Here is a 13961-nt window from a genome sequence, read left to right as displayed (position 1 = left end):
GATGGGCTCCTGCCATATACTATCATAGTATTTTGGAGGAAGGAGCACTAAACATCATGGTTCAGTTGTTCTCACTACTTTTATTAGCTTTTGCTCTTAGTCTTGACAGCTTCAGTGTTGGGTTTACCTATGGGTTAAGGCAAATGGTTATGCCATTTAAATCAGTGTTGATTATTGCCTGCTGCTCGGCCGTCTCATTAATGATAGCCGTGTCAATTGGACATGGTCTTGAAAAGATCATATCACCAAAACTAACGGCAAGCCTTGGGGGAATCATCCTTATTGGTCTGGGTGCCTGGGTGTTGTATCAGTTTTTTCGTCCGGAGAAGGAAAAAGAAGAGCTCCTGCATGAAAAAACAATTGTAAACTTTGAAATCCGCTCGTTAGGGATTGCCATAAATATCTTAAAGAAACCGCTGTCGGCTGATTTTGACCAATCAGGCACCATTACTGGTATTGAAGCATTAATGCTGGGCTTTGCCTTATCATTAGATTCTTTTGGGGCAGGGATTGGAGCAGCGATGCTCGGGTATTCCCCTTATTCCTTAGCATTTGCAGTCGCTGTCATGAGTTCCCTATTTGTTCTGTTAGGAATCAAGAGTGGAACATTTTTTCATAAATTTGAATGGATTCAAAAATTCACATTCTTACCAGGAGTCTTACTAATTATTATTGGAGTTATGAAGTTATAACCCTAGAAAGGAATAAGTATGTCACTAGTAATTGGGTTAACAGGCGGAATTGCAAGTGGAAAAAGTACCGTATCCAACATGTTGAAAGAAATGTCTATTAACGTCATTGATGCAGATGTTGAAGCCCGCTTAGCGGTAATGAACGGAGAACCTGCATATAAGGAGATTATTGAAGAATTTGGCAATAACATTTTATTAGAGAATGGAGAAATCGACCGGCAAAAACTGGGCTCCATTATTTTTCACCAAGCTGACAAACGACAACGTTTAAATGAAATCACTCATCCAGAAGTTAGAAAAAGAATGCTAGAACAAGTGGAAACGGCCAAAAAGAACGAAGAAGAGGTCATTGTACTTGATATTCCGTTATTATTTGAAAGTAAACTGACTTATATGGTTGAGAAAACCATTCTTGTATATGTTAATAGTGACGTACAAATTCAGCGATTAATGGAAAGAAATCATCTATCATCCGCAGAGGCACGAGCCAGAATCAACTCACAGATGCCTTTATCTGAAAAAATGAAACTGGCTGATGCGGTAATCAATAATAATGGAGCGCTTGCTGATACAAAACAACAGCTTCTAAAGGTATTAGCACAATGGGGAATCAAAAGGGCATAAAGGAAATGGAGAAGGTTATTGCCTTCTCTTTTTTTGCATTAAAAAACATTTCCAAGTAGCAAATCTTAAAAAATAAAAAAAATTCCGCTATTACATTATCACAAATAAAACCTAATGTGTTATACTAATTGTAACAATATCGTTAAACGGTATAACACTAATGGGGAAGGGGATGTAAAAATGAAAGCGAGAATTGCCATTAATGGGTTTGGGAGAATTGGAAGGATGGTCTTTAGAAAAGCGATGCTTGAAAATAAATTAGAAGTGGTAGCAATTAATGCAAGCTATCCGGCAGAAACGTTAGCACATCTAATTAAATATGATACAAATCATGGACCATTCCAGGGAGATGTCATCCCTTTAGATCATGAATTAATCATCAATGGAAAAAGAGTGAAACTGCTTAATAATCGAAGTCCAGAAGAATTGCCATGGAGAGAACTTGGTATTGATATTGTCATAGAAGCAACAGGGAAATTTAATGCACGCGAGAAGGCGGCGCTGCATCTTAGAGCAGGTGCCAAAAAGGTTATTTTAACAGCACCAGGTAAAGATGAAGATGTTACCATTGTGATGGGGGTTAATGAAGACATGCTGGACATTACTCAGCATGAAATTATCTCCAATGCATCCTGTACAACCAACTGCCTGGCACCTGTTGCCAAGGTATTGGATGAAAAATTTGGGATTGATTGTGGCTTAATGACAACCATCCATTCCTATACAAATGATCAGAACAATATCGATAATCCGCACAAAGATTTACGCAGAGCACGCTCATGTGGACAATCTATCATTCCAACCACTACAGGTGCGGCCAAAGCCATATCATTGGTTTTACCACATTTAAAGGGAAGATTACATGGAATGGCCCTGCGAGTCCCTACACCAAATGTATCATTAGTAGACCTGGTCGTTGATTTAAAGTCGGATGTGTCACTCGAAAAAATAAACCAAGCCTTCTTAGAAGCAGCAAACGGCTCATTAAAAGAGATTTTGGATGTTTCCATGGAGCCCTTAGTATCAGTTGATTTTAATACAAATTCCCATTCTGCTATAATTGACGGTCTTTCCACTATTGTAATGGGGACAAGGAAAGTCAAAGTTCTCGCGTGGTATGATAATGAATGGGGTTATTCATCTCGTGTAGTCGATTTAGCTTTATATGTGGCAAAGGAAATGGCGAAAATGTCTGAAGTGAAAGTCAGCTGACTTATTTTAAAGAATTGGACTTCGAGAATTGTCTAGCTCCAGCGCCCTAGCGGCTAGTGTCCTTCGCGCTCCGCCCTACGATAAGTCAACACGAAAAAGCTAACGCTCTTCGTGTTTCCTTTATCTCAGTTGGAGCACTCCAGGCCATACGCCGCTGAACAGGGCGCTTACGCTTTTCTTAAAAGGTGTACAATTTTGTACACCTCTTTTTATTTTTTTTACAGAATGATGTAAAATAAGGTAAAAGGAAGTAGTCTGGAGGAGCATGGCATTATGGCAAATATTTTTACTCGCTTTAAAAAACAAATTGAAACATCTGACCGAAACACAGAAAATTCGTTGAAAACACATTATTATAAGGGAACATTCAATCAAGTATTTCAATCGGTTGAAAAACTATTTCATGATGATGCGGACTGCCGAGTAACAACCGTATCAAAAGAACATGGAGAAATTGCGGTTGAGATTAATAAACCAGTTCCGTGCTTCCTGATCGTAACCATTGTTTCAGTCAAACCGATGGAAACGGCAGTGGATTTTCATATTTCTTCTGAGAGATTTTCATTACTAGGCATGTATCCGCAGTTGAAAAAACGGATTGAATCTTATTATGAAAAAATCAATCGACTACATAACCTTCTTGAAACTAGAAAAAACTCGTAATCCGCTACTTGTGTAATAGTCTTCTTTTTTATAAGATAAGGTTAAAGGATATTGTTCGGGATTATGACAAATGGAAAGAAGAAATTCTAAATGTCTAACGCCTTAAGTCTTCGCGATTTAGGGAACAACAGTAAGCGAGGTTCCTTTAATTAGATTTGGAGTTGATTAACAATGAAGTGCCCTTCATGTCAAAATTATGGTACACGTGTGCTTGATTCCCGCCCTGTTGATGAAGGACGTGCCACGAGAAGAAGAAGAGAATGCGAAGAATGCGGATATCGTTTTACCACATTTGAGAAAATCGAAGAGATTCCTTTAATTGTCGTAAAAAAGGAAGGGACACGAGAAGAATTCAGCCGTGATAAAATCCTTAGAGGTCTGATTAAGGCGTGCGAAAAGCGTCCTGTCGCTTTAAAGGAATTAGAAGATATTACCCATGGTGTGGAAAAAGAGCTTCGTAGCCAAGGGGTTTCGGAAATTAAAAGTGAGGCAATTGGTGAAATGGTCATGGACAGGCTCGCGCATGTTGATGAAGTCGCCTATGTTAGATTTGCTTCCGTTTACCGCCAATTTAAAGATATAAATGTATTTATTGACGAACTAAAAGAATTAATAAAAAAGGAAAAGTCTTAAAGGAGCTGAAGAGTTTTTGGCTCTTTTTGTTTAGGAAGCGGAAGCGCCTTGTTCAGGGGCGACCAGCATAAGACGATCCGGTGAGAAGGTTGTTTTTTAACCTTCTTGCCGGATCGTCTTATGACCTCGATCCCCTAGGCGCTGTAGCTAGACTGTATTAATTTTTAGGGAAAGGTTGGATAAATATGGCGCAGCATTGGCAGGAAATACTTCCGATCGACCGTTATGTTGTTGCATCAGAGGGACTGCTTCATGAGTATGACCGAAAAGTGCTGACATTTTTATATCAGCCTCTGATTGGATCCACTTGTTTAAGTTTGTATATGACACTTTGGGCAGAGTTGGAGGAAAATAGACTTTGGTCAGAGTCGTCGACACATCACCTATTAATGAATTTGATGGGAATGAATTTAAGGGATATATATGAAGCGCGGTTAAAGCTCGAGGGAATTGGCTTAGTTAAAACCTATGTGAAAACTGGGGATGATGAACGTTCATTTATTTATGAGCTCCATCCACCTTTAAATCCGGAGCAGTTCTTTTCAGATGGGATGTTAAATATTTATCTGTTTCGAAAAATAGGAAAAAACCACTTTGCCCGACTGAAACGTTTTTTTACCGATCAACAAAAACCAAAAGAAAATGAATTTCAAGATGTAACCAAGGCGTTTCAGGATGTGTATACTTCAGCGACACTTGGAAGCATGCAATATTTACAGGATGTGGCTGGAGAATTAAAGGCAGAAGACGAGGAACAATTCATCGGACGCCATGAGCAAAAAGGGATTCAAATCGATGTCGAAACATTTGATTTTGGGTTGCTTATGGCAGGGTTAAATGAATCTCTTGTTCCCAAAAAGGCCTTAACGAAAAAGGTAAAAGAAGTGATTAGCAATCTTTCATTCCTCTATAATATAAATCCGATTGAAATGAAGAACCTAATCCTAGATGCCATTGATCCAAATAATGACATCGATGTGGAAGACTTAAGGAAAGCCGCGCGAAATTGGTATCAATTCGAAAATAATGAGCAATATCCAAGCTTAGTGGAACGGACACAGCCTCCAAGATATCGTGTGCAAGCAGAGGAGCCAAAGACTCAGGAAGAATTGCTAGTTCGATCGTTAGAAACGACTTCTCCTATTAGGGTTTTTAAAGACGCTTCCCACGGGATTGAACCTTCGGAAACCGAATTGAAAATCATTGAAGATATGATGTCTAAGAAAAAACTGTTACCAGGTGTTGTCAATGTTCTAATTCAATATGTCCTGTTAAAAGCGGATTCGAAGTTTACAAAGAATTATGTGGAGCAAATTGCCAGTCATTGGGCACGGAAAGAGGTAAAAACCGTTAAAGAGGCAATGGAATTGGCAAGAAGTGAGCATAGTAAGTATCTTTCTTGGAATGAAGAGAAAAAGACAAGAAAGTCTTCTAATAAAAAACCGATACGAACAGAACTGTTGCCTGATTGGTTTGATAAGGAAACGAATAAAGCCACTGAGGAGCAACCAAAGGAAAAAAGTCCTGATATAGAGGCTAGGAAACGTGAAATTGAAGAAATGCTAAAGGCAATCGATGATTAAGAGGTGACATATGGAAAAGATAAACCGAACACTGAAACGGATAGCCTCAAGTGAGAATTTCCAAAAACGTTTTGAAAAAATGCGGCAAGATACGCTGGCGAATTCGGGTGTTAGAGAATTTATAAGAGAAAATGAAGATGGTCTTACTAGTGATATGATCGATAAAGGTTTAAGCAAGCTTTATGAATATATCAATCAAAGTAAAGAATGCCAAAAGTGTGAAAGTCTTGACGGCTGTATTAATATGATGAAAGGGTACCAGCCAGAGCTGGTTCTAACAAGAAATGCAATCGATGTTCGTTATGAACGTTGTCCAAGAAAAATAATGGATGATGAAAAACGGAAGAATGAACGATTAATAAAGAGTCTATACGTGCCTAAAGACATCTTGAATGCAACGTTTGACGATTTAGCACATGATGATAATCGTATTGAGGCCATTAAAAGATCTCTTTCCTTTATATTGAATTATGAACATGGGAAACAGATAAAAGGATTATACCTATATGGCGAATTTGGGGTGGGAAAATCCTATTTGCTAGGGGCCATTGCCAATAAGCTTGCCCAAAAACATATTTCATCGATGATTGTCTATGTTCCAGAATTGTTACGAGAGATGAAGAGCTCGATTGCTGATTCAACCTTAAACGAAAAAATCGAGGCCTTAAAAAAAGAACCGATTTTAATGCTTGATGATATCGGAGCGGAGGCGGTGTCAAGCTGGACTAGGGATGAGGTGCTTGGACCCATCCTGCAATTTCGTATGCTAGAAAGTCTGCCGACATTTTTTACGTCTAATTTTGATTTTAAAGGGCTGGAGCATCACTTGACCTATAGCCAGCGTGGTGAGGAAGAAAAAATGAAGGCCCGCCGAATCATGGAGAGGATCCGCACATTAAGTGAGCCTGTCCTAGTCGACGGACCGAACCGGAGATAAATAATCGTTTTGTAAGGATTGACTGGATAAACCGGCAATCCTTTTTTATTTAAATGGCTGTGTTTGAAGGCAATTGTTGATTTTGGAACAATGTTGATTGGAGCGAAAGGCGCTCGACTCCTGCGGGAGTACGGGGCAGGGGAGACCCCGCAGACGCTTTCAGCGTCGAGGAGGCTCCCCGGCACGCCCGCGGAAAGCGAGCGCCTGCAGCGGAAATCAACATTCATGTTTAACACAGCCATTTAAATATTAATATTCCTAGTGTCAGTGTACTTCTATTTTGGCCAAGTCCCCCATATACATTAACAAGAGATTTTTCTAAAAAAGGGGGGATTTGGTTGGCGGAAATCATCTTCCAAAGCAGGTTGGATGCTAAGCGGTTTTATAACCACATACAAATGTATGTTCCATTCGATTCTGTTGAAAATACTATTCTTCTTAATGAAGATCAATATATAGTAAAAATATTAAATGATAGCTTTTCTAGAGAAATGCTCAACAAGGTGAAAACGGCTTTTAATGAATTTATTACAACCATCAAACGGGACGACTGGTTTAGAGACATTATCAAGAATCACTATCTTTTTCAGGATGAAGAAGAACAGCAGCAGATTATGGAAATTATTTATTCAATCCTTGAAGGGCAAAGGGAAGACCTTGCTGTTTTCATAAAAGCGAACCATCAAGAGTTGTCTTTTATTGAGGCTGCAGTGAATCATATTTTTCAAGAAAATGTTACGTTTTCGTTTGATTCCTTGCTTAGATTTCGTTTGCGGCCATACTTCCAGATCCTCGAGGAATATGTAGAAATCGCCATCGATGAATATAAAATGGAACAGGAATATCAAATGTTTATCCAAATGCTCCGGGACTTTTTGGTGAACCGGGAGCCGAAAATGGATACACTGCATGTATTGTTTGATGAAGAAATCATCTTTTACAATGAACATTTTATCGAAATCAAACGGGGGGAATTAATACGGATGATTGATCGTAAATTGTTAGTGAATCATCCGGTATATGTGGATTCTGTTTCGATTGCACCGCTATTATCAATTGCTCCGACATCCATTTTTATCTATACAAATGACCCGGATGCCCCTCTCTTAAGAACGATTAAAAATATTTTTGAAGAAAGAGTAACGGTGAAAACCTATGGGGCCCTTCGTAATCTCAAACAGAGTAATTCAAAAATGGATTCTTCAGAAAATCATGCATAAAAGAATAAAATAATGTCAATATATAGTTTTATGTACCTTGCTTTTTTTGCGGTAAATCATTATAATAACGTACATAGCAAAATACAGTAGTAAAAGTAATGATAAGGACAATAGTATTTCTTTACGGTTTATAGAGAGGGAGACCACCGGCTGAAAGTCTTCTAACACGGATGAAATGCTTACCGCCTTTAAACTTTGACAGTGAATTTTTCATTTATTGAAATTAGTAATTGTTGACGGTCAACAGCCGTTATCTGACCAAAGTCATAATCAATGGCAATCATTGTTTGTGAAAAATTGGGTGGAACCACGTGTTAATTTAAACTCGTCCCTTTTCCTAGGGACGGGTTTTTTTATTTTAAAATAAGAAATGTCCAGCTTCAGCGCCTAGGGGCTCGGGACATAAGCCAATCCGTCAGAAAGGTTAAAGAACAACCTTTCAGCCGGCTCGTCTTATGCCAGTCGCCCCTGGGCAAGTCGCTTCCGCATTTCAATTAGGAGGAGTTAATATGTCAGATGTTGTTAAGATTTCGTTTCCTGATGGGGCAGTAAAGGAGTTCCCGCAAGGAACAACAACAGAAGATATTGCCGCTTCCATCAGCCCAGGCCTTAAGAAAAAGGCCATTGCCGGCAAATGGAACGGACAAATGTATGATCTTCGCCGTCCAATCCTAGAAGACGGTACTATAGAAATTGTTACACCTGAATCCAAAGATGCCTTAGAAGTATTACGACACAGTACTGCCCACTTAATGGCACAAGCAGTAAAAAGGCTATATCCCAATGTAAATCTTGGTGTTGGTCCAGTCATCGAGGGCGGATTCTATTATGACATGGATCTTGATGTATCCTTAACACCTGAAGACCTGCCAAAGATTGAAAAAGAAATGGCAAAAATCGTCAATGAAAATATTGAAATTGTACGGAAGGAAGTAAGCCGTGCTGAAGCGGTTCAACTGTTTAAAGAAGCAGGAGATCCTTACAAGCTTGAATTAATTGAAGCGATTCCTGACGAAGAAACAGTCACAATCTATGAGCAAGGTGACTTTTTCGATCTTTGCCGTGGGGTGCATGTTCCTTCAACTGGAAAAATTAAAGAATTTAAATTGTTAAGCATTGCTGGTGCTTATTGGCGCGGCAATAGCGATAATAAAATGCTGCAGCGCGTTTACGGTACTGCCTTTTTCAAGAAAGAAGATTTAAAAGAGCATCTTCGCCTATTAGAAGAGGCGAAAGAGCGTGATCACCGTAAAATCGGAAAAGAATTGAGCCTTTTCACAAGCAACCAATTGGTTGGTCAAGGATTGCCCTTATGGCTTCCGAAAGGCGCAACCATCCGCCGTGTGATTGAGCGATACATTGTCGATAAAGAGCAGCGTCTTGGTTATGATCATGTCTACACTCCGATTATGGGAAGTGTGGATTTATACAAAACTTCAGGTCACTGGGATCATTATCATGAAGACATGTTCCCAATTATGGAAATGGATAACGAGCAATTGGTGCTCCGCCCAATGAACTGCCCGCATCATATGATGGTTTATAAAAACAGCATGCATAGTTATCGCGAACTTCCAATTCGTATTGCTGAGTTGGGAACAATGCACCGTTACGAAATGTCAGGAGCATTAGCAGGCTTGCAGCGTGTCCGGGGGATGACACTAAACGATGCTCATATTTTCGTCCGTCCAGATCAGATTAAAGATGAATTCAAACGTGTTGTGAACTTAATACTTGATGTTTACAAAGATTTTAATATTAATGATTATTCGTTCCGTCTTTCTTACCGTGATCCACAAGATACTGAAAAATATTTTGATGATGATGCGATGTGGGAAAAAGCGCAAAGCATGTTGAAGGAAGCAATGGATGACCTAGGACTTGATTATTTCGAAGCTGAAGGAGAAGCAGCCTTCTATGGCCCTAAGCTTGATGTTCAAGTTAGAACTGCATTAGGTAAAGACGAAACTTTATCGACTGTTCAATTAGACTTCTTACTTCCTGAACGCTTTGATTTAAATTATGTGGGTGAAGATGGTAAGCAGCACCGTCCTGTGGTTATTCACCGTGGCGTTGTATCTACAATGGAACGTTTTGTTGCTTACTTGATTGAAGAATATAAAGGGGCATTCCCAACATGGCTGGCTCCGGTACAAGTGCAAGTAATACCGGTTTCTCCTGGTGCTCATTACGACTACGCGAAACAGGTTCAGGAGCAGCTGCAAAATGAAGGCTTACGTGTCGAATTAGATGGCCGTGATGAAAAAATCGGCTATAAAATCCGTGAAGCTCAAATGCTGAAAATTCCATACATGCTGGTCGTTGGTGATAAAGAAGTGGAAGAAAATGCTGTCAACGTTCGGAAATATGGCGAACAAAAATCAGAAACTGTTGCGTTTGCTTCATTCCTTGATACACTTTTAGCAGAAGTGAAACGCGGCTAATATTTTCAATATAAACTCGGGAGTCTTACCACAGTCTATTGGCTGTGGTATTTTTTTTATGATAAATTTGCCGCTGCCCTCGTATTTGCTCTATTAGTCCCGAAATTTTTGGACTTATAAAAAAAATACAGACTTTTGTCTGGGATATTAGTAAAATAGTAGAAGAGAAGATGGTAAAAAATGATAGTTTCTTACAATTTTTATCAGTGGATTTCTTCTTCAACAACTTTAAAGGAGAGTAGAAATGAGAAGAACAAAAGTAACTACTTTGGTACTATCCATTTTACTAGCATCTGCAAATGTTCTGCCCTTGGCAGTATCTGCAAATGCACCGTCAAAGGTCCAAAGCGCTGCTCAAGGCGTGACGGAACAACCGAAAAAAAGCCAAATAGGCGGGTTGACAACAAAGGCAAACACAGTAATAAGCAAAACGATTCCAAAGAAAAAAGCAAGCTTGTTAGAAACAAAGTTTAATAGCAAAATGACAAAAGATAGCCAAAACACTGCAACATACCTGACGGATGAACTCATTGTTACATACAAAAAGGAGACAAAAGAATCTACCAAAAATATTTTTAAACAAAAATACTCACTTAAACAAACAAAGGTGCTAAAATCGGTAAATTCTGAAGTGGTCAAAATTCCAAAAGGCAAAAGGGTAACAGATTATGCTGCCACTATTAAAAAGGACCCTGCCGTTGCATCGGTCCAGCCCAACTATAAATACTATGCAGCGGGTACTAATACCGCTCCCAACTATTATAGTCAATTATGGGGAGCAAACAATACGGGGCAATCGATTAATGGCGTATACGGTCTGAAAAATATTGATGTTGATGCTCCTGAAGCTCTGGCTAAATACAGCGGGGTCCTAAAGACAGTCCTCGTTGGTGTCATTGATACAGGAGTTGATATTAATCATCCAGACTTAAAAAATAAAATTTGGACAAATCCAAAAGAAATTCCGAATGATGGCATTGATAATGACCATGATGGATATGTCGATGACGTTCATGGATGGGATTTTTATAATAAGGATAATAGTGTTTACGATCCATTGGATGGAGATGAACATGGAACACATGTATCTGGTATCATTGCTGGTCAATTAGAAGGAGGCTCTGCTAGTACCAATACAGGTATTGCAGGTGTTGCCCCCAATGTAAAAATTGTTCCAATTAAATTTTTAGGCCCTGAAGGGGGAACTTCTGCAGACGCCATATCTGCCATCGAGTATGCTGAAAAACTTGGAATTAAGGTTTTGAATAACAGCTGGGGCGGAGGAGATTATGATCCATTATTAGAGAAGGCTATTAAGAATTACAACGGTTTATTCATCGTTGCGGCCGGAAATGATGGAGTGAACATTGATAGCACTAAATCCTATCCGGTTAGCTTTGACAGTTCTAATATTCTTTCTGTTGCTGCTCTTGACAACCAGGGGAATTTAGCCGATTTTTCAAATTACGGTGCGAACACTGTTGATGTTGCTGCTCCGGGTGTAGATGTCTTAAGTAGCGTGCCAAAATTTCCGGCAGATGAGATTTCTGGTTTACTCGGGATGAAACAATTAGGAGCTGCTGCCCAAGTCACTAATTCAAAGCTCGGCTATAAAGCGATTTTTGATGGGGTTGGCTATGAAAAATACACTGGTACAGATGGAACAGATGCTCTGACAAAAGCCTTAACTTATTTGGATATTCCGAAAGATACATCGAAGAAAATCCTGCTTGTCCAAGATGATGAACATGATCTGGGAAAATTAATTGATGACCCTACTATTCAAAATTATTTTAAGGATTATCTATCAGTCTATAAAAAATTACTGACAGGGTATAACTATACTCCGATCACGATTAGCTCTGACTCTTCGATTAAGGAAAGTGGTGTGGACCTTGCGTCATATGATGCGGTAATCTGGTTTACTGGACACGGATTTGGTTTGAATACAAAGGATTTAACTGCATTAACAACAGATGATGTCAGTGCTTTAACAACCTATCTAAATGCAGGCGGCCGCTTATTATTGACAGGGCAGGATGCACTTGGCGGTAATGAGAGTTCACCTTTTGTAACCAATCTATTGCATTTGTCGGTATTTTCCGATCTGGGTCCGATTTTAAATGTTGAAGGACTAACTGGCAGTATTTATGCGGGTAAGAAATATGCTATCAACAAATTCGAAGCACCATACCCATTTGCTGATTTTATTGATTCCAACAGTCCTGAAGCTACTGTAAGTTTAAAATATGTTTCTGATTACAGTCAGGCCTATAGTTATGAAAGTGGAACATCCATGGCAACTCCGTTTGTAACAGGTACGGCAGCGATTTTAATGGGGCTAAGTCCTACTTTGTCGCCAGAGTTATTAAAACTGTATATTTCCGAAAAAGGGAAAAGTCTGCCACAGCTGGATGGTCTTTTGAAGAATGGTAAAATCGTAAAGGAATCCCAACTTAATACGTTCAGTGATAATAATTTTCCTGGAACACCATTAACGAAAAATATTATTACAAACTCGGTCAATAATTCTACAGATAAAAATGATGTCTACGCTCTATCGCTGAAAGCAGGTGAGAATATTAGCCTGTCATTAATTGGAAAGTCAGGAACGGATTTTGACCTCTATGTATACGATCAATCAGCGAAGGATATTAATACGGCCAGAGGAATTGTTGCGTCTTCAGAAACGCTCAATTCTTCCAAAGAAGCGATTCAATTTACCGCTCCAAAAGCAGGTGTTTATTATGTGGATGTCTATGCCTACAAAGGTACAGGAACTTATAAATTAAATGTAGGCAACTTTGGAGGAACATATGAAAATGACTCTAAATTTATATCCTATAATGGACCATGGACGACAACAGTAAACGCCCAATTGTCGGGCGGCCAGGCAAACAGTTTAAATTCTGATGGTGAAGCTGACTTTTCTTTTATCGGATACAGCTTTGAGTGGCAAGGCTTCAAGGATCCAACTCAGGGTGTAGCTGATATTTATATCGATGGAATTAAACTAGCCTCCCCATCGCTTTATTCAGCCGATTATAAAGCGAAGCAAACGATTTTCAAGAAAACCTATTCTACTTATGGTCAGCATTATGTGAAAATCGTTTGGACAGGTACTTCAGATCCAGCTGCGAAGAAGAACGCAGCGGGCATTAACATTGATCGATTTATTGTAAAAAGTATTCCAAATGCGGTTAATGTCAGATATGATGCAACCATTAAACATCCTGTTGTTTCCTGGACTGCATCTTCATGGGCAGCTTCTTACAATATTTATCGTAAGGCAGCTACAGCGTCCGATGCCGATTATAAAAAATTAAATTCAGCGCCTGTAACTGGCCTTAGCTTTACTGATGCCACTGCGGTTTTGGGTAAAACCTATGTCTATGCCGTTTCGCTGAATACAAAGGACAATCAGGAAACAGGATTATCGGTGCCATTTACCTATATTTTTGATGATGATAGTAAAGGAAGTATTTCCATCACTTCTAGTAAAGTATCTGGGCACTTAAATACTACTTCTCTAGATATTAATGACGTCTGGTCCAAGCAACTAGAAAAAGGCAAAATGTACAAATTGATGTTAACAGGGCCGACGGCAGCAAATTTTGATCTTAAGCTATTCACGATTGGCACATCGACCATTTACGGGACAAGTCCTATTGCCAAATCAACCAATAAAAATTCAAATGAAACCATCGTGTTTAAACCGACAAAAACGGGAGTATATTACATTGTCCCAACAGCCAAAAGCGGTTCAGGAAACTACAGCTTAACTGTTACCACCCAGAAATAACACTAATAATTTTTAACGTATGAAACCGCCGGGAAGACCATTTCCCGGCGCTTTTTTAGGATTTTAAATAGACTTAGAGGCTTTTTAGAAAAAAACTATTGAATAATTTATCGTTTCTTGCTACAATAATTTTCGTTGTCAAAGAAAATAG

The 13961-nt window shown here is 39.1% G+C and carries 11 protein-coding genes; 10 read left to right on the top strand and 1 reads right to left on the bottom strand.

From position 1 onward, the window contains the following. Window positions 1–56 precede the first annotated feature (56 nt). The 8 genes from ytaF to ytxC all read left to right on the top strand — a co-directional run bounded on the left by ytaF (window position 57) and on the right by ytxC (window position 7564). Window positions 57–692, top strand: coding sequence for a sporulation membrane protein YtaF (gene ytaF / locus JOC76_RS12310; RefSeq protein WP_205177956.1), 636 nt, complete (start codon window positions 57–59; stop codon window positions 690–692). 18 nt (window positions 693–710) lie between these two features. Continuing rightward, a complete protein-coding gene (gene coaE, locus JOC76_RS12305) occupies window positions 711–1316 on the top strand; it encodes a dephospho-CoA kinase (protein ID WP_205177955.1) in 606 nt (201 codons plus the stop codon). Window positions 1317–1496: 180 nt separating this feature from the next. After that, on the top strand, window positions 1497–2528 hold the full coding sequence (locus tag JOC76_RS12300) for a glyceraldehyde-3-phosphate dehydrogenase (RefSeq protein ID WP_205177954.1): 1032 nt from the start codon (window positions 1497–1499) through the stop codon (window positions 2526–2528). Window positions 2529–2801: 273 nt separating this feature from the next. Beyond that, complete coding sequence (locus tag JOC76_RS12295; RefSeq protein WP_205177952.1) at window positions 2802–3191, top strand: hypothetical protein; 390 nt, start codon at window positions 2802–2804, stop codon at window positions 3189–3191. Window positions 3192–3362: 171 nt separating this feature from the next. Continuing rightward, window positions 3363–3824, top strand: a complete 462-nt coding sequence (gene nrdR, locus JOC76_RS12290) for a transcriptional regulator NrdR (protein ID WP_205177949.1) — start codon at window positions 3363–3365, stop codon at window positions 3822–3824. A gap of 185 nt (window positions 3825–4009) precedes the next feature. Beyond that, window positions 4010–5407 (top strand): replication initiation and membrane attachment family protein, encoded by a 1398-nt coding sequence (locus JOC76_RS12285; RefSeq protein WP_205177947.1) that lies wholly within the window; start codon window positions 4010–4012, stop codon window positions 5405–5407. A gap of 10 nt (window positions 5408–5417) precedes the next feature. Next, window positions 5418–6344, top strand: coding sequence for a primosomal protein DnaI (dnaI, locus tag JOC76_RS12280; RefSeq protein ID WP_205177945.1), 927 nt, complete (start codon window positions 5418–5420; stop codon window positions 6342–6344). A 338-nt stretch (window positions 6345–6682) separates the two neighbouring features. Then, window positions 6683–7564 (top strand): putative sporulation protein YtxC, encoded by an 882-nt coding sequence (gene ytxC, locus JOC76_RS12275; protein ID WP_205177943.1) that lies wholly within the window; start codon window positions 6683–6685, stop codon window positions 7562–7564. Between the two features lie 188 nt (window positions 7565–7752). On the opposite strand, the gene JOC76_RS30485 is transcribed toward ytxC, so the two are convergent. Beyond that, window positions 7753–7875, bottom strand: a complete 123-nt coding sequence (locus tag JOC76_RS30485; RefSeq protein WP_275591356.1) for a hypothetical protein — start codon at window positions 7873–7875, stop codon at window positions 7753–7755. Window positions 7876–8073: 198 nt separating this feature from the next. Between JOC76_RS30485 and thrS the strand changes: the two genes are divergently transcribed. Together thrS and JOC76_RS12265 are read left to right on the top strand one after the other, a co-directional pair. After that, window positions 8074–10008: a threonine--tRNA ligase gene (gene thrS / locus JOC76_RS12270; RefSeq protein ID WP_205177941.1), complete on the top strand. Its 1935-nt coding sequence runs from the start codon at window positions 8074–8076 to the stop codon at window positions 10006–10008. 244 nt (window positions 10009–10252) lie between these two features. Next, window positions 10253–13810, top strand: a complete 3558-nt coding sequence (locus JOC76_RS12265) for a S8 family serine peptidase (protein ID WP_205177939.1) — start codon at window positions 10253–10255, stop codon at window positions 13808–13810. Window positions 13811–13961 lie beyond the last annotated feature (151 nt).

This window comes from Neobacillus cucumis (assembly GCF_016908975.1).
Lineage (GTDB): Bacteria > Bacillota > Bacilli > Bacillales > Cytobacillaceae > Neobacillus > Neobacillus cucumis.
This window is presented reverse-complemented; position numbering and strand designations above follow the sequence as displayed.